This window comes from Paraburkholderia sp. BL27I4N3 (assembly GCF_003386115.1).
Lineage (GTDB): Bacteria > Pseudomonadota > Gammaproteobacteria > Burkholderiales > Burkholderiaceae > Paraburkholderia.
This window is the reverse complement of record NZ_QREJ01000001.1, coordinates 4,441,498-4,457,140: the sequence shown is the minus strand read 5'-3', so window position 1 is coordinate 4,457,140 and position 15,643 is coordinate 4,441,498. Positions and strand designations below refer to the sequence as shown.

Here is a 15,643-nt window from a genome sequence, read left to right as displayed (position 1 = left end):
TCGTTTGACCGATTGACAGGATTCCCTATGTCGCTTCTTTCTCAGATTGGCTCGCTGCTCGGCTCCGCCAGCAGCACGTCGACCAGCGCGGCCATGGCCGCTGCGGCGAATGCCAAACCGTTCTCCCAAACCTTGCAGCAGAGCATCGACCAGCAGAACAGCGCGGCTGCACTGAGCGCAAGCCAGCAGCAGGCCGCGGCGTCTTCTGGATCGTCGTCGTCGAGCGTACACGACGCGCCGCCGCCGGCCGACCCCGCGCCGAAGAGCGCGGACGACGCCAGCAGCATGGACACCGGCACGCCGACGAACTCGGCATCGTCCGCGGCTTCGTCGGGCAACACGCAACAGGCTTCGACCGACAAGACGAACGCCACGCCGACGAAAACCGGCAACACGACGAGCCAGACCGACGCGGGCACCGCGGCGGCAGCGGCTGCCGCTCAAGCCCAGGCTCAGGCACAGGCCCAAGCTCAGGCCGACGCAAACAGTGCCAATGCGCCGTCAATAACCGACCCGGCTACGGCCCTGACCGATGCTGCGACCGCGCAGCCTGGCACGACCACCGACGCCACGACTGGCGGCACGCCGGGCAAGAAAACCGCCGCCACCGATCCAAAGTCATTGCAAGACGCGTTGCAGGCGGCGTTGGCCGCGTTGGCGAACGGCCAGGGCGTTCCCGCGCAAGCATTGGCGAGCGGCGCGGCCGCGAACGCCGCGACCTCGGCAAACGGCTTGGCCGGCACGAACGCAGGGCTGAAGGAAACCGCCGACGGCAAGGCCTTGGCAGCCGGGCTGTTCGGCGACGGCAAGGGCTCGACCGCATCGAAAACTGCCATGACGACGGCGACGACCATAGCCGACCCATCCGCTGCGGCAAAAGCGGCGGTCGACACATTGACAGCGACGGCAGCCGGAAGCACGCAAGCCGGCGATCTGGCGTCCTTCAAGAGCGCAACGGATGCCGCAACAGCGGCGCTAGCCGCCTCGCAGGCCGCGGCGAGCGCAGCGAGCACGACGGCGGCCGTCCAGACCACGGGCAACGCCGGCGCGGCGGAGGCGGCGAATACATTGTCACCGCAGGTCGGCACGACCGACTGGGAAGACGCGTTGAGTCAGAAGGTGGTGTTCTTATCGAATGCGCATTCACAGAGTGCCGAGTTGACGTTGAACCCGAAGGATCTGGGGCCGCTACAGGTTGTCTTGCAGGTTGCCGATAACCATGCACATGCGTTGTTCGTATCGCAGCACCAGTCCGTGCGCGAAGCTGTCGAAGCCGCGCTGCCGAAATTACGCGAGGCGATGGAATCCAACGGCATCGGCTTGGGAAGCGCGAGCGTCAGCGACGGCTTTGCGCGCCAGAGCGGCCAGCAGCAGAACGCCGACACCGGCCGTTCCGGCGGCCGCTCGAGCGGCGCGAGCGGATCATTCGGTGGCGGCGGCAGCACGGACGCGATCGACACGACGGTAAACGTCCCGGTGCGCCGCACGGTAGGCCTGGTCGACACATTCGCGTGATCTTCACGCCAAGTCAGCGGCGTCGCCGCGCCCGGCGCGCACAAGCGGCACCTTGATTTGCAGACGATTTGAGATCGGCGCCCTCCAGAGGGCGCCGATTGCGTCTAGCGGCGGACAAATACCGCGACGGCGCGCGAAGCGCCGCCGGAAGAATGACTGCCTTGTCACTCACGGCGAGTGTGCGAGAGCACGGATTCCAGATGCGCCGCTGGCGGGACTGCGCGAGGGTCCCGCTTATGAGCTAGCGGTGTGAAGCGGCTTTCTTTGCCTACTTTCTTTGCCGCGGCAAAGAAAGTAGGTGCCGCCCCGCACAGGGGCAACGCTAATAGACCACAAAGAATTCAAGGAAAGGCCAGGAAAGCAAAAACAAGAGATAACCCGCAATCCCCCTTCTTTTCGACCCATCGCGCCGCGACCAAATCAACAACAATTACCATCACCAGCACTAACGGCAGGAAAAGCAAACCTCATGGCAACCACGACCGCACCTCAACAAGCCGCGCCGGCATCCCCCGGCCCGATGAAGCGCATCATCCTGATCGTGCTGATTGCGATCATTGCCGCGGGCGCAGCAGGCGCGGGCGTCTGGTTCTTCATGTCGAAGCGCACCCCGACAGCAGCGTCGGCTGAAGCAGCACCGCCGCCTCCAGCACCGCTATTCTTCCCGCTGGAATCAATGACCGTGAACCTGCAATCAGACGACGGCCAGCAACATTTCCTGCGCATCGGCCTGACACTAAAACTCGCCGACGCAAAAACCCAGCAAGAGCTGACAGACCACATGCCCGAAGTGCGCAGCCGCATCCTGCTCGCACTCTCGAACAAGCACCCTGACGAACTCGCGCCGCTCGAAGGCAAGCGCGCCCTCGCCACGGAACTGCGCACGCTGATCGAGCAACCGACCGACAAGGGCGCCGCGCCGATCCATGTCCAGGACGTGCTGTTCACCGAATTCGTCGTGCAGTGACGCCGGTCGTGACGTTAATCAGCGCTGCCATCATCAACCGCCACGGGACGCACGAGGAATAAGGAATGGGCCACGAAGAGTTCATGTCCCAGGAGGAGGTCGATGCCCTCCTCAAGGGCGTAACCGGCGAGTCCGATTCGGAAGCCGAGCAGACCGATCGTGTGGGTGTTCGCCCATACAACATCGCGACGCAGGAACGCATCGTCCGCGGCCGGATGCCCGGCCTGGAAATCATCAACGACCGCTTCGCGCGCCTCTTGCGCGTCGGCATTTTCAACTTCATGCGGCGTTCGGCGGAAATCTCCGTCGGCCCGGTGAAGGTGCAAAAGTACAGCGAATTCACCCGCAACCTGCCGATCCCGACCAACCTGAACCTGGTCCATGTGAAGCCGTTGCGCGGCACCTCGCTGTTCGTGTTCGATCCGAACCTGGTGTTCTTCGTGGTCGACAACCTGTTCGGCGGCGACGGACGTTTCCATACCCGCGTCGAAGGGCGCGACTTCACGCAGACCGAGCAGCGCATCATCAACAAGCTGCTGAACCTGGTGTTCGACAACTACACGGCGTCGTGGAAAAGCGTGCGTCCGCTGCAGTTCGAATACGTGCGCTCGGAAATGCACACGCAGTTCGCCAACGTGGCGACGCCGAACGAAATCGTCATCGTCACGCAGTTCTCGATCGAGTTCGGCACGACGGGCGGCACGCTGCATATTTGCATGCCGTACTCGATGATCGAACCGATCCGCGACATTCTCTCGTCGCCGATCCAGGGCGAAGCACTCGAAGTCGACCGCCGCTGGGTCCGCGTGCTGTCGCAGCAGGTGCAGGCAGCCGAAGTGGAACTGACGGCCGACCTCGCGCAGGTGCCGATCACGTTCGAACAGATCCTGAACATGCGCAAAGGCGATGTTCTGCCGATCAACATTCCCGAACACATCACGGCGAAAGTCGATGGTGTGCCGGTGATGGAATGCGGCTACGGAATTTTCAATGGTCAGTATGCGTTGCGGGTCCAGAAGATGATCAGCGCAGCCGAAACGATGAAGGAAGGTGGATATGAGTGACCTGAACGCAAAGACTGAGGCCGAACTGGCCGCTGCCGCGCCGCAATTCGCGGCCGACGCCGCCGCTGCCGAAGACGAAGCGGCGATGGCGGACTGGGCCAGCGCACTGGCCGAGCAGAACGACAATTCGGAAGTCAGCGCGACGACAGCGGGCGTGTTCCAGCCGCTGTCGAAAGTCGAGCCGACCACGACGCGCAACGACATCGACATGATCCTGGACATTCCTGTTCAGATGACCGTCGAGCTCGGCCGCACCAAGATCGCGATCCGCAACCTGCTGCAACTTGCGCAGGGTTCGGTGGTGGAACTGGACGGCATGGCCGGCGAACCGATGGACGTGCTGGTGAACGGCTGCCTGATCGCACAGGGCGAAGTGGTGGTGGTGAACGACAAGTTCGGCATCCGTCTGACCGACATCATTACGCCGTCCGAACGTATCCGGAAGTTGAATCGATGAAATGCGTTGCTGGCCGCGCCGTGTCGCGCACTGTTCTGAATCGCGCTGCACGGGTGGCGAACGTTGCGGCTGCCGCCTTATGGGCGTCAGCTTCGCTGGTCGCGCTGCTCGCAACGCCCGTTGCTCAGGCAGCAGACATGAATGCGGTCAACAACGCCGCGAAGATCGCCTCGGGCGTCGGTGCGGGTTCTGCTGTTCCGGCGCTCGGCGTCGGTGCGGTGCTGCAAACCATCGTCGGGCTGCTGGTCGTGATCGGGCTGGTGTTCGGTTGTGCATGGCTCGCTCGCCGCTTCGGCTTGCAGCCGGCGAACCGCGGCGGTCTCGTGAAGACTATCGGCGGCGCTTCGCTCGGCGGCAAGGAGCGGGTCGCGGTGGTCGAGATCGGCGATACGTGGCTCGTACTCGGCACGGCGCCCGGCAACGTCCGTCTGCTTCACACGATGCCGGCAGGTACGGCTGCCCTCGATCCGCTCGGCGCCACGCACCCCGCTCCGGCAAGCACGCCGGCGCCGGGCACGGCACTGCCGGGCACCTTCGGCCAACGGTTTCGCGACGCTTTGAAAGGCGAAGTCGGCAAACGTTTCAACGGGCAAGGCGGCGGGGTTCGGTAATGCAGTTCAGTCTTTCTTCGGCGCGTCACGCGCAATCCGCTCGTATGTCCAGCACCACTTCGAAAGTGATTTCGGGCGTGCGCCGCGCGGCACCTGTCGCCCCGATCGCACTAGCGGCGCTGATGCTCGCGCTGCCGACGCTGTCGTTCGCGCAGACCGCCGGCTTGCCGGCCTTCAACACGAGCCCTGGCCCGAACGGCGGCACGACCTACTCGCTGAGCGTGCAGACGATGCTGCTGCTCACGATGCTGTCGTTCCTGCCGGCCATGGTGTTGATGATGACCAGCTTCACGCGCATCATCATCGTGCTCTCGCTGCTGCGCCAGGCGCTCGGCACTAGCACGACGCCGCCTAACCAGGTGCTGGTCGGACTCGCGCTGTTCCTCACGTTGTTCGTGATGTCGCCTGTGCTCGACAAGGCCTATACCGACGGCTACAAACCGTTCTCCGATGGCACGATGCCGATGGAGACCGCCGTCAACCGCGGCCTCGCTCCGTTCAAGACATTCATGCTGCGCCAGACCCGCGAAAGTGATCTCGCGCTGTTCGCCCGCATCTCGCACGCCGCGCCGATGCAAGGTCCGGAAGACGTGCCCCTGTCGCTGCTGGTGCCCTCGTTCGTGACGAGCGAACTGAAAACCGGCTTCCAGATCGGCTTCACGATTTTCATCCCGTTCCTCATCATCGACATGGTGGTGGCGAGCGTGCTGATGTCGATGGGTATGATGATGGTGTCGCCCGCGACCATCTCGCTGCCGTTCAAATTGATGTTGTTCGTGCTGGTGGATGGCTGGCAGTTGCTGCTCGGCTCGCTTGCACAGAGCTTCGTTTAGCGCGCGCTCCAACCGCGCCCATGCCCTTCACGCTTCCGGTCCCAACGCCATGAATCAAGAATCCGTCATGACGCTCGCGCACCAGGCCATGTATATCGGCCTGCTGCTCGCCGCGCCGTTGCTGCTGGTTGCGCTGGTGGTCGGTCTGGTGGTGAGCCTGTTTCAGGCCGCCACGCAGATCAACGAAAGCACGCTATCGTTCATTCCGAAACTGCTCGCGATCGCCGTCACGATGGTGATCGCCGGTCCGTGGATGCTGACGACCATGCTCGACTATCTGCGCCAGACGCTCACCAACATTCCGACGCTCGTCAACTGAGCGGCGCACCGGTTCTCACCTTTCCGTCCGGCCCACGATGTTCTCCGTCACCTACGCGCAACTGAACGCCTGGCTCACTGCGTTCCTGTGGCCGTTCGTGCGCATCCTCGCGCTGGTCGCCACCGCGCCGGTGCTCGGCAACCGCTCGCTGCCGATCCGCGTGAAGATCGGCCTCGCGGCGTTCATCACGATCATCGTCGCGCCCACGCTCGGCGCGCTGCCGCAAGTCACGGTGTTTTCCGCCGAAGGCGTGTGGATCATCGTCAACCAGTTCCTGATCGGCATCGCGCTCGGCATGACCATGCAGATCGTGTTTCAGGCGATCAGCGCGACCGGCGACTTTGTCGGCCTTGGCATGGGACTCGGCTTTGCGACCTTCTTCGATTCGCAGGCGGCCAGTTCGAGCCAGGTGCTGTCGAGCTACATGAACACCATCGCCATGCTGGTGTTTCTGGTGATCGACGGCCATTTGCAGATGATTAGCGCGCTACTCGCCACGTTCCAGTCGGTGCCGGTGTCGGCGAACATACTCGGCGCGCCCGGCTGGCGCACGCTGGCGAACTTCGGCAGTACGGTGTTTTCCGCGGGGCTGCTGTTGTCGCTGCCGGTGGTCGCCGCGCTCCTCATCACCAACCTCTCGCTCGGCATTCTGAATCGCGCCGCGCCGCAGATCGGCGTGTTCCAGATCGGCTTCCCGCTGACCATGCTGATCGGCATGCTGCTTCTGCAACTGATGGTCCCGAACATGATTCCGTTCTTCGTACGGCTCTTCGACGTCGGCCTCGATCAGATGGGGCGGGTAGCGGCCGGCTTCAAATAGCACGCTCCTCTCATCGCGAGGAACGACGAAAAAGAAGAAGGGCGGAACCGGCTCACACCGGCTTCCGCCCTTCTCCGTTTCAGTCTGCTCGTGCTATCAGTTCAGGTACTGGAACAGCGAGATGTTCTGAATTTTCGCGAACGCCTGCTGCGCGGCTTGCAATGCGGCCTGCGTCATCGTGTACTTGCCGATCGTCTTGACCATGTCGGTCTGCGTCAGATCCGCCAGGTTGCTCGACGTCTGCAGCGTGTTGGTCTGCGTGACCGTCTGCAAGGCCTGCACTTCCTGTTCGCGGCCGCCCACTGCCGCTTGCGCCGTCACGACGTTGTTCATCGTGTTTTCGAGCTGGGTCATGCTGGTGGTCAACGCGCTCTGGAAGCTCGCCGTCGACGCGCCGCCCGACACCGGCGTTTGCAGCGTGGTGATCAGCTGGCTCAGGTTGGCGAACACATCCATGCTGCCTTGCGTGGCCGGCGTCACCGTGAAGCTGTCGCCCGCGTTCGGCGCGCCGGTGATCGACACCGACTGGCCGCCAAGCGTGATCGCCGACCCGGCCGTGAACGCCTGCGGCGCGCTCGTGGTCACCGCGCCGGTAGCTGGATCGGTCTGGCTCACGGTATAGGTCGTCGCCGACGAGAAGTTGATCGAAAACTTGTCGGCGTTGGTCGGATTGGTCGGATTGGTCAGGCTCACCTGACTGATCACGCCCGTGCCGGTGTTGCCGGTCGTCGCAGCCGGCACGGCGCTGGTGCCAATCGGCGCAACGCTGCCGAAGATCGCAATGCCGTTGTCGCCGGTCTGCACCACGTGCGAATCCGTAACCTGCACGCCCGGCGTGCCGGTGTCGCCCGAATAGGTCACAACGCCGGCCGAATTCGTGGTGTACGGCTGCGCGCTGCTTTGATAACCGGCGAACAGATAGTTGCCTTGCGGATCGGTCGAATTCGCGAGCGTCATCAGCTGGCTGCGCAAGCTTTGCAGTTGCGTCGCGATCGAACCGCGGTCGCCGTCGTTCAGCGAACCGTCGCCGGCGCGCAGCACCAGCGTATGAATGGTTTGCAGCACGGTATTGACGCTGCCGAGCGTGGTGTCTTCCTGTTGCAGCGAAGCGAGCGCGGTGCCCTGATTGGTCGTGTATTGCGACAGGGTCGTCGCCGTCGAGCTCAACTGCACAGCCTGCGCCGCGCCGAGCGGATTGTCCGACGGCGTGGCAAGGCTCACGCCGCTCGAAATCTCGGCATACAACTGCGACAACTGAGCTTGCTGATCGCTCATCGTCGCAACGTTCATGTTGAAGTACTGCGTGCTGGAGATGCGCATTGTCAACGCCTCACTGGAAGATGCCGAGTATCGTCTGGAACAGGGTCTGCGCGGTCTGGATGACCTTGCTGTTCGCCTGATACAGCTGCTGATACTGAAGCAGGTTGGCTGCTTCTTCGTTGATATTCACGCCCGAAACCGACTGCTGCGCGGTGGTGATCTGCGTCACCAGCGAGCTTTGCGCGGTGCTCGACGTCTGAATCTGGTTGGTCTGGTTGCCGATATTGTTGACGTAGTTCGCGTACGCGCCCGTCAGCGTGACCGTGCCGCCCGCCAGCGCCTTCGCGGTGGACAGATTCGACAGCGCCAGCGCGTTGCGGCCGTCGTTGGTCGCGCCGGTGTTCGGGCCGATGGTGAACTTGTCGCCGGCAGCCGGCGCGCCACTGATCGTCACCGAGACGTTGTTCATCTGGCCGGCGGTCGCGTTGTTGATCGTCAGCGAGGCGCCGGTGGCCGACGAATACGGCACCACGGTCGCCGCGCTGGCGATCGTGTACGTGGTGGCGGGGGAACCGGCCACCGTCACCGTCGAACCGACCGGGAAGCCGGACAGGCCCGTGCCGTCGTACGAGAGCGTGGTGGTCGAACTCGGCATGGTGTAGCCGGCCGTCACTGTGCCCGGCGTGATCGAGCCGGTGCCGGTGTTGCTCGACGCGGCGGCGCCCAGCACGGGCGCGGCCGCGGCGATCGCCGATGCGTCGGTGGTGGCGGTCGCGAAGCTGTTGAGCGCGCCACGAGTCGGCTCGACCGTGAACGAGTCGCCGGCGTTCATCGTGCCGGTGGTCGAGAAATTCAGGCCGTTGATCGGCTGGCTCAGGTTGGTCGCCGAGCCGACCACGCTGCCCGTCGAATTGTCGGTCAGCGTGTAGGTGGTGCCGTTGTAGGCGAGCGTGTAGTCGCCGGTAGTCGGTTGCGCGGCGTTCGCGAACGACACGTTCAGCGACGCATTGCCGGTGTTCTGCGTGTTCGCATAGACGGTCGGGCCGCCCACCGAGAACAGCGCGCCACCATTGGCGCCGGCGAGCGTGATGCCCAGCCCGTTTTGCGCGTTGACCTGCGCGGAGAAGCTCACGGCGATCGCGCCGAGTTGCGCCTCGCCCGGATCGAGCGTCTGGCTGCGGAACGCGAGCAGGCCGCCGAGCGTGCCGCCGTCGATCTTGCTGTCGGGCAGGTTCTGCGGCGCGGCCGCCGGATTCGCACCCGCCTGGCCGAGATACTGAACGGACAATTCGCTGGTGTCGCCGGTCGAAGGCGCCGTGCCCAGGTTGTAACTGTTGTTGGAGGACACCAGCGGCTGGCCGTTGCTCATGAAGACGCTGTAGCTGCCGTTGCTGTTCACCACGTTCACGCCGATCAGTTGCGACAGATTCGACACGGCGAGATCGCGCTGATCCATCAACTGGTTCGGCGGCTGACCTTGGGTACTGGCCTGGGCGATCTGTCCGTTCAACTGCGCGATCTGCTGCGTGTAGCTGTTGATCTGCGAAACGGTGTTGGTGAGCTGCGTGTTGACGCTCTGGCGCAACGCGTCGTATTGCTGACCCGCCGCGTTGATCTGGTTCGCCAGCGTCTGCGCGCCGCTCATCGCGGTCTGACGCGTGGCCAGGCTCGACGCATTGTTCGAGACGTTCTGCAAGCCGGTGAAGTAGCTGGTGATCGCGCTCGCAATCCCGGCGGTCGGGCTGCCGATCAGATTGTTCAGTTGCGAGATCAACGTGTTGTACGTCGACAGCGAGCTGCCCGAACTCTGCGCGTTGTTCAGCTCAGTGGTCAGGTACTGACTGTACTGGCGCGTCACGGTCGTGGTCGAGACGCCTTGCGGCAGATACCCCGAGCCCGTGTACTGGCCACCGCTTTCCGCATACACCGGTGTTTCGATGGTGTAGCCGGGCGTCGACGCGTTGCTGATGTTCTGGCCGGTCGTCGTGAGTCCCCACTGGGCTGCGTTCAGTCCACTGAGGCCGAGATTGATGAGATTGGACATGCGTCATCCTGAAGGGCGACACCGTACACGTGCCGCCGCGTTACTTGAACATCCTGTTTAACGGCCTCAACAAGGAAAAATTGAGGTCATTCCGACGCGCGTCGGGCATCAGCGGACCAGCGAACGACGCTTCATCTCGAGTTGCGTGATCAGGCGTTGCAGCGTGTTTTCCGCGCTGCCCGGCAGCGTCAGGAAGCGGAAGCCGAGCTGAAAACGCTGCGTGCCGTTCGGCAGCGCGGTGGAGCGATGCGACACGAGCTGCAGATCGAGCGAGAGCCGGCCGAGCGCGCCGAGCGCCAGTTCGCAATCGAGCAGGCGCGTGCCCATCGGCAATTCGGCCACGCGTTCGTCCGACGTGCGCATGCCGACGCCGCCAAGCGACAGGTCGTGCACCTCGAAGCGAAACGTGTCGCCTTCGGGCAAACGGCCGGAGCACATGTACGGATCGAGAATCGGCGCATCGACGCGGAAGTACTCGCGGCGCTGCACGTAGAACAGCACCTCGGGGAAATCGGCCTCGAATGCGGGCAGTCCTTCGAAACGGGTCTCGCGCGGCGTGCTCGTCGCGAATTCGACGCGCACGCCGTCCGGCTGCGCGTGGAACTGGCAGCGCGGTGCGCCCAGCAAGCCTTTGTTCTGATCGGACAAGGCGCCCCAATCGAACGTGAAGGTGCGGCCGCGCACGTCGACGTCGAGTAGCCGTGTAACGAGCTGTCCGCCTGCGTATTGAACCGTGAGGAAATCGCCGCGATTGACGAGATTGCGCAACTGAACGCCGATCTCCAGCGGATTGCGACGGCCGAAGTCGTTGCCGGCTTCGTCTGTCGCGGCGTGCAGCTGGCCGTGTGTGTCGGTCTGGCCGTTCGACTGGGTAGTATCCATGGGCTTGCCGGTATGCTTGTTCTTGCGGGCGCGTGCCAGAGCTCCTGCCGGGGCTTTCGCGCGGTCTTCATCGAAGCCGCAGCACGCGCATCCCAACCAGACATTACAACGCTTTCCGGTATTGGGTCTAACTGATTAGCGGCAGCGCCCGGTCAAAATTTAGGGGCCTGTCATGAATTATTTGCCGCAAACGTTAAAACGCGTCGTCCCTTTTCGCGGGTGGGCCGGCCGCCCGTGGGCGGCCGGCCTCGTCCGTCTTGTTATGCACCTGGCCCCGTCGCGTGCATCGTTTTGATTCGATTAACGATCAGGTGACTCGAACCGCGGTCACGGCGGATCAGCCCATCTTCTGCATGATGGACATCAGTTTTTTCGCGTAATGCGGGTCGGTCGCGTAACCGGCGCGCTGCATGCCGTTGGCAAAACCGTTCACGTCATGCGCCGAATTGATCACCTGCGCGTAACGCGGATTGCCCTTGAGCAGGTTCGCGTAGTCGGTCATGGCTTCCTGATACGAGTCGTAAGCGCGGAATTTTTCGACCACGCGCTGCGGCTTGCCGTTTATGTATTCGGTCGTGACCGTCGACACGGTCTTGCCGGTCCAGTCCCTGGTCGCTTTGATGCCGAACACGTTGTGGCTGGTCGAGCCGTCCGTCTTCTTGATCTCGCTCTTGCCCCAGCCGGATTCGAGCGCCGCCTGGCCGATGATGAAGCGCGCCGGAATGCCGGTCGCCGCGCTGGCCGCCTGGGCCGGTTGGGCGAGCTTGTCGACGAAAGCGTCGACCTTCGGTGAAGTGCCGTCGCCTTTCAATGGCGGAGTCAAAGCGCTGTTGGCCGAGTAGCCCTTGCCCATCGCCAGCTGGCCGTTGGCTTGCGCATTGCCGTACGCTTTGGCGAGCGCGTTCAGCGCCGCGGTCTGACCTTCATCGCCACCGCTGCCGCCGCCCAACGCGTTGGCCATGCCGGCCAGGCCACCGGCGGCGCCTGCGCCGCCCGCACCGCCGCCCACCTGCATGCCCTGATTGCGCATCAACTGCTTGAGCATGGCGTCAGCCACGCCAATGCCCTTTTGCGACATCTGTTGCGACAACTGCTGGTCCATCATCGACGTGAAGGTGGCGCTGTCGTGTGAATCGAACGGGCTGTCTTGCGGGGTCGCGTCGCGCATGCTCTTCAACATCATCTGCGTGAACACCGCGTCGAACTGCTGCGCGGCCATCTTCATGCCGGCTTGCGGCGATGCCTTGGCCTGCGCGCTCAGCTTCGCGAACCCCTGCACGTCGAGGGCAAAGCGGTTGCTCAGGTCGTTCGCCGCGCCGGCGGAATTGGTCGTATCCGAATTCATCCTGTGTCTTCCTTAGATGATTTCCAGGTCGGCGCGCAGAGCGCCCGCCGCTTTCATCGCCTGCAGGATCGACATCAGATCCGCGGGCGTCGCACCCAATGCGTTGAGCGCCTTCACCACTTCGGCGAGATTGGCGCCGGCGGTCACCAGCTTCAGTGCGCCGTTGTCCTGCTTCATCTGAATCTGCGACTGCTTGGCCACCACCGTCTGGCCGTTCGAGAACGCGCCAGGCTGGCTCACTACCGGCTGCGTATTGATCACGACCGAGAGGTTCCCGTGCGCCACCGCGCAGTTCTGCAGCGTGACCATCTGATTCATCACGATCGAGCCGGTGCGCGCGTTCAGGATCACCTTCGCGGCGGCTTGCGCGGGCTTGACGTCGAGATTCTGCAGTTGCGCCATGAAGGCGACCTGCTGCTCCGGATCGCTCGGCGCGCGCAACTGGATCGTGCGGCCGTCGAGCGCGGTGGCCGTGCCGCCGCCGAACGCGTTGTTCACCGCGGCCACGACGCGCTGCGTGGTGTCGTAGTCCATGTCGTTCAGGTCGAGTTGCATCGTGCCCGCTTGCGAGACCGATGTCGGCACCGCACGTTCGACGATCGCGCCACCGGCGATGCGGCCCGCGGCAAGCGTATTCACCTGCACCTTGCTGCCGTTGGCGCTCGCGCCGGCGCCGCCGACCGCGAGATTGCCCTGGCCGAGCGCATACACCTGGCCGTCGGCGCCCTTCAGCGGCGTGAGCAGCAGCGTGCCGCCGCGCAGGCTCTTGGCATTGCCGAGCGACGACACGGTCACGTCGATCGCTTCGCCCGGACGCGCGAACGGCGGCAGCACCGCCGTCACCATCACCGCGGCGACGTTCTTCAACTGGATGTTCGACAGCGACGACTGCGAATTGCTCGAACCCGCCGCCTGGTTGTTGATCGAGATGCCAAGGTTCGCCAGCATGTTGGCGAGCGTCTGCGTGGTGAACGGCGTCTGCGTGGTCTGGTCGCCGGTACCGTCGAGGCCGACGACGAGGCCGTAGCCGATCAGCGGATTGTCGCGCACGCCCTGGATCTGCACGAGGTCCTTCAAACGTTCGGCATGAGCAGGCGTGACCGCCGGCAGCGCCGCGCAGGCGAGCGCGACGAAGGCGAGCACGCGGCTAAAACCGGCGAATCGCGCGAGGCGGGTGCGGGAGAAAACGGTACGCATGATCACCACGGCGACACGTTGAGGAAGAAGCGCTGCAGGAAGCCCATGTTCTGGGATTCGTCGATATAGCCCTTCGCGGAATATTCGATCTTCGCGTCGGCCACCTGGGTCGAGTACACGGCGTTCAGGTTGGAGATCGTATTGGGATTCACCACACCGGAAAAGCGCACGAATTCATTGCCCTGGTTGATCAGCATCTGCTTCTCGCCGCTGACCATCAGGTTGCCGTTCGGCAGCACGCCCGTCACCGTGACGGTGATCACGCCGCTGAACGTGTTCGACGCATTCGCACCGCCCGTCGCGGCGAACTTGTTGGCGCCGTTCGCACTCAGGTTGACCTTGCCGAACAGGCCGCCGAGAAAGCCGGCGGTCGGCACGTCGAAGTTGGTGTTGCCACTGCGGTTGATGCCCGCGCCCGAGGACTTGGTCGCATTGACGTTTTCCTGGATCACGATCGTCAGAATGTCGCCGACATTGCGCGGCCGCTGGTCCTCGAACAACGGACGGCCCGCGTAACCCGGGTTGAAGATCGAGCCGGGCGACTGCGCCGACGGCGGCATCGGCGGCAGCGCCGTCATCGGCTGCTGCGTGATCGGCTGCTTCGGCACGAGGCCGCAGCCACCCAGGGCCGCGAGCAGCGTGAGCTGCACGAGCGCCTGAGCGGTGCGCGAATGAACCGGATTACGAGTGAAGTGCGACATCTTGATTTACCGCCTTTTTGATTCCCAGTCCCTTGAGCCTTAAACCTGCATCTGGCTCAGGGTCTGCAGCATCTGGTCGGAAGTGGTCACGGCCTTGCTGTTGATTTCGTAAGCGCGTTGCGTCTGGATCATGTTCACCAGTTCCTGCACCACGTTCACGTTCGATGCTTCCACGTAGCCCTGATTCAGCGTGCCGGCGCCGTTCAGGCCCGGTTGCGCGACGTTCGGCGCACCCGACGAAGCGGTTTCCGCGAACAGGTTTTCACCCTTTGCATCCAGACCGGCCGGGTTGATGAACGTGGCGATCTGCATCGAGCCGAGTTGCTGGCTGTTGGTCGAGCCGGCCACGGTGATCGACACCACGCCGTCGCTGCCGATGGTGAGCGAAGTCGCGTTGTTCGGGATCGTGATCGCCGGGATCACCTGGTAGCCGCTCGACGTCACGAGCTGACCTTGCGCGTTGGTCTGGAACGAGCCGTCGCGGGTATAGGCGGTCGTGCCGTCGGGCATCTGCACCTGAAAAAAGCCTTGGCCGTTGATGGCGACGTCTTTCGAGTTGCCGGTCTGCTGCAGGTTGCCCTGCGTGTACAGACGCTCGGTGGCGACCTGCTGCACGCCCGTGCCGAGCTGGATGCCGGACGGCAGTTCGGTGTTCTGCGTCGAGTTCGCGCCCGGCTGGCGGACGGTTTGATACAGCAGATCCTCGAACACCGCGCGCGAGCCCTTGAAGCCGTTGGTGCTGACGTTCGCGAGGTTGTTCGAGATCACGTCCATCTGCGCCTGTTGCGCATTCATGCCGGTCGCGGCGATGTAGAGTGAGCGATTCATGGTTCTTCTCCTGGGCGCCGAAGCGACCCGTTAGCTAAAGCTGAGCAACTGGTTGGCCGACTGATCGTTCTTGTCGGCGCTTTCCAGCAACTTCGTCTGCATCTGGAACTGGCGTGCGTTGGTGATCATCGAGACCATCGCGCTGACCGGATTCACGTTGCTGCCTTCGAGCGAGGCCGGCGCCAGCGTGACGGTCGGATCGGCGTCGGCGGCGTTGCCGTCGGCGGTGCGAAACAGACCGTCGTCGCCACGCGTCATGGTTTGCGGCTCCGGATTCACCAGCTTCAGCTGATCGACCGTCACGACAGCTGTCGGCGGATCGCCCGGCGTCAGCGCGGACACCGTGCCGTCCTTGCCGATGGTGATTTCCGCGCCCGGCGGCACCGACACCGGGCCGCCGTTGCCGAGCACCACCTGATTGGTGGCGTTCACCAGCTGGCCGTTTTCATCGACATGCAGATTGCCGGCGCGTGTATAAGCCTCGCCGCCGTCGGCGGTTTGCACCGCCAGCCAGCCCGGACCCTGAATCGCCACGTCGAGCGGGTTGCCCGTCTGCTGGATCGGCCCGGGCGTGTAGTCCGCGCCCGGCGTCGACGACAGCACGAAGGTGCGCGTGGTGTTGTCGTTGATCGAACTGCCGTCGCCGAACGACATCGGCACGGCGCGGAAAGTGGCCAGTTGCGCGCGAAAACCGGTGGTCGATGCGTTGGCCAGGTTGTTCGCGACGATTGCCTGCTGTTCGAGCGCCTGCGTGCTGCCCGACATCGCGGTGTAGATCAGCCGATCCATGATGGGTTAGT

The 15,643-nt window shown here is 63.8% G+C and carries 16 protein-coding genes; 8 read left to right on the top strand and 8 right to left on the bottom strand.

What is annotated here, in order from left to right:
* The first annotated feature begins 27 nt into the window (after positions 1-27).
* The 8 genes from B0G71_RS20130 (at position 28) to fliR (ending at position 6,586) form a co-directional block, all read left to right on the top strand.
* Positions 28-1,515 carry a flagellar hook-length control protein FliK gene (locus B0G71_RS20130; RefSeq protein ID WP_116143722.1) on the top strand — a complete coding sequence of 496 codons (1,488 nt, stop codon included), beginning with the start codon at positions 28-30 and terminating at the stop codon, positions 1,513-1,515.
* Between the two features lie 469 nt (positions 1,516-1,984).
* Positions 1,985-2,482 (top strand): flagellar basal body-associated protein FliL, encoded by a 498-nt coding sequence (fliL, locus tag B0G71_RS20125; protein ID WP_116143720.1) that lies wholly within the window; start codon positions 1,985-1,987, stop codon positions 2,480-2,482.
* Between the two features lie 65 nt (positions 2,483-2,547).
* Entirely contained in the window at positions 2,548-3,546 is a 999-nt protein-coding gene (gene fliM, locus B0G71_RS20120; RefSeq protein WP_116143718.1) for a flagellar motor switch protein FliM, read from the top strand.
* Positions 3,539-4,003 carry a flagellar motor switch protein FliN gene (gene fliN / locus B0G71_RS20115; RefSeq protein ID WP_116143716.1) on the top strand — a complete coding sequence of 155 codons (465 nt, stop codon included), beginning with the start codon at positions 3,539-3,541 and terminating at the stop codon, positions 4,001-4,003. Before fliM ends, fliN begins: the two co-directional genes overlap by 8 nt.
* On the top strand, positions 4,000-4,614 hold the full coding sequence (gene fliO, locus B0G71_RS20110) for a flagellar biosynthetic protein FliO (protein ID WP_116143714.1): 615 nt from the start codon (positions 4,000-4,002) through the stop codon (positions 4,612-4,614). Before fliN ends, fliO begins: the two co-directional genes overlap by 4 nt.
* Positions 4,614-5,447, top strand: a complete 834-nt coding sequence (fliP, locus tag B0G71_RS20105; RefSeq protein WP_116143712.1) for a flagellar type III secretion system pore protein FliP — start codon at positions 4,614-4,616, stop codon at positions 5,445-5,447. The genes fliO and fliP overlap by 1 nt, the downstream gene beginning before the upstream one ends.
* 49 nt (positions 5,448-5,496) lie before the next feature.
* On the top strand, positions 5,497-5,766 hold the full coding sequence (gene fliQ / locus B0G71_RS20100; protein ID WP_116118502.1) for a flagellar biosynthesis protein FliQ: 270 nt from the start codon (positions 5,497-5,499) through the stop codon (positions 5,764-5,766).
* Positions 5,767-5,803: 37 nt separating this feature from the next.
* Positions 5,804-6,586: a flagellar biosynthetic protein FliR gene (gene fliR, locus B0G71_RS20095; RefSeq protein ID WP_116143710.1), complete on the top strand. Its 783-nt coding sequence runs from the start codon at positions 5,804-5,806 to the stop codon at positions 6,584-6,586.
* A 96-nt stretch (positions 6,587-6,682) separates the two neighbouring features.
* Here fliR and flgL read toward each other — a convergent pair whose 3' ends face one another.
* The 8 genes from flgL to flgF all read right to left on the bottom strand — a co-directional run bounded on the left by flgL (position 6,683) and on the right by flgF (position 15,632).
* Positions 6,683-7,906 (bottom strand): flagellar hook-associated protein FlgL, encoded by a 1,224-nt coding sequence (gene flgL, locus B0G71_RS20090; protein ID WP_116143708.1) that lies wholly within the window; start codon positions 7,904-7,906, stop codon positions 6,683-6,685.
* Between the two features lie 10 nt (positions 7,907-7,916).
* On the bottom strand, positions 7,917-9,890 hold the full coding sequence (gene flgK / locus B0G71_RS20085) for a flagellar hook-associated protein FlgK (protein WP_116143706.1): 1,974 nt from the start codon (positions 9,888-9,890) through the stop codon (positions 7,917-7,919).
* A 108-nt stretch (positions 9,891-9,998) separates the two neighbouring features.
* Entirely contained in the window at positions 9,999-10,772 is a 774-nt protein-coding gene (locus B0G71_RS20080; protein WP_116143704.1) for a flagellar brake protein, read from the bottom strand.
* Between the two features lie 337 nt (positions 10,773-11,109).
* Complete coding sequence (gene flgJ, locus B0G71_RS20075; RefSeq protein WP_116143702.1) at positions 11,110-12,117, bottom strand: flagellar assembly peptidoglycan hydrolase FlgJ; 1,008 nt, start codon at positions 12,115-12,117, stop codon at positions 11,110-11,112.
* A gap of 12 nt (positions 12,118-12,129) precedes the next feature.
* Positions 12,130-13,314 (bottom strand): flagellar basal body P-ring protein FlgI, encoded by a 1,185-nt coding sequence (locus B0G71_RS20070; protein WP_116143700.1) that lies wholly within the window; start codon positions 13,312-13,314, stop codon positions 12,130-12,132.
* Positions 13,315-13,316: 2 nt separating this feature from the next.
* Positions 13,317-14,015 (bottom strand): flagellar basal body L-ring protein FlgH, encoded by a 699-nt coding sequence (gene flgH, locus B0G71_RS20065; RefSeq protein WP_116143698.1) that lies wholly within the window; start codon positions 14,013-14,015, stop codon positions 13,317-13,319.
* Positions 14,016-14,054: 39 nt separating this feature from the next.
* Positions 14,055-14,843: a flagellar basal-body rod protein FlgG gene (gene flgG, locus B0G71_RS20060; protein WP_012434703.1), complete on the bottom strand. Its 789-nt coding sequence runs from the start codon at positions 14,841-14,843 to the stop codon at positions 14,055-14,057.
* A gap of 30 nt (positions 14,844-14,873) precedes the next feature.
* Positions 14,874-15,632, bottom strand: coding sequence for a flagellar basal-body rod protein FlgF (flgF, locus tag B0G71_RS20055; RefSeq protein WP_116143696.1), 759 nt, complete (start codon positions 15,630-15,632; stop codon positions 14,874-14,876).
* Positions 15,633-15,643 lie beyond the last annotated feature (11 nt).

What these genes read in the sequence shown, in the direction of transcription:
- fliP (WP_116143712.1), top strand. Translation starts at nt 4,614, where the DNA reads ATGCAGTTCAGTCTTTCTTCGGCGCGTCACGCGCAATCCGCTCGTATG.
- fliM (WP_116143718.1), top strand. Translation starts at nt 2,548, where the DNA reads ATGGGCCACGAAGAGTTCATGTCCCAGGAGGAGGTCGATGCCCTCCTC.
- fliQ (WP_116118502.1), top strand. Translation starts at nt 5,497, where the DNA reads ATGAATCAAGAATCCGTCATGACGCTCGCGCACCAGGCCATGTATATC.
- fliN (WP_116143716.1), top strand. Translation starts at nt 3,539, where the DNA reads ATGAGTGACCTGAACGCAAAGACTGAGGCCGAACTGGCCGCTGCCGCG.
- flgL (WP_116143708.1), bottom strand. Translation starts at nt 7,906, where the DNA reads ATGCGCATCTCCAGCACGCAGTACTTCAACATGAACGTTGCGACGATG.
- fliO (WP_116143714.1), top strand. Translation starts at nt 4,000, where the DNA reads ATGAAATGCGTTGCTGGCCGCGCCGTGTCGCGCACTGTTCTGAATCGC.
- flgG (WP_012434703.1), bottom strand. Translation starts at nt 14,843, where the DNA reads ATGAATCGCTCACTCTACATCGCCGCGACCGGCATGAATGCGCAACAG.
- B0G71_RS20080 (WP_116143704.1), bottom strand. Translation starts at nt 10,772, where the DNA reads ATGGATACTACCCAGTCGAACGGCCAGACCGACACACACGGCCAGCTG.
- flgF (WP_116143696.1), bottom strand. Translation starts at nt 15,632, where the DNA reads ATGGATCGGCTGATCTACACCGCGATGTCGGGCAGCACGCAGGCGCTC.
- B0G71_RS20130 (WP_116143722.1), top strand. Translation starts at nt 28, where the DNA reads ATGTCGCTTCTTTCTCAGATTGGCTCGCTGCTCGGCTCCGCCAGCAGC.
- flgH (WP_116143698.1), bottom strand. Translation starts at nt 14,015, where the DNA reads ATGTCGCACTTCACTCGTAATCCGGTTCATTCGCGCACCGCTCAGGCG.
- flgJ (WP_116143702.1), bottom strand. Translation starts at nt 12,117, where the DNA reads ATGAATTCGGATACGACCAATTCCGCCGGCGCGGCGAACGACCTGAGC.
- fliR (WP_116143710.1), top strand. Translation starts at nt 5,804, where the DNA reads ATGTTCTCCGTCACCTACGCGCAACTGAACGCCTGGCTCACTGCGTTC.
- fliL (WP_116143720.1), top strand. Translation starts at nt 1,985, where the DNA reads ATGGCAACCACGACCGCACCTCAACAAGCCGCGCCGGCATCCCCCGGC.
- flgK (WP_116143706.1), bottom strand. Translation starts at nt 9,890, where the DNA reads ATGTCCAATCTCATCAATCTCGGCCTCAGTGGACTGAACGCAGCCCAG.
- B0G71_RS20070 (WP_116143700.1), bottom strand. Translation starts at nt 13,314, where the DNA reads ATGCGTACCGTTTTCTCCCGCACCCGCCTCGCGCGATTCGCCGGTTTT.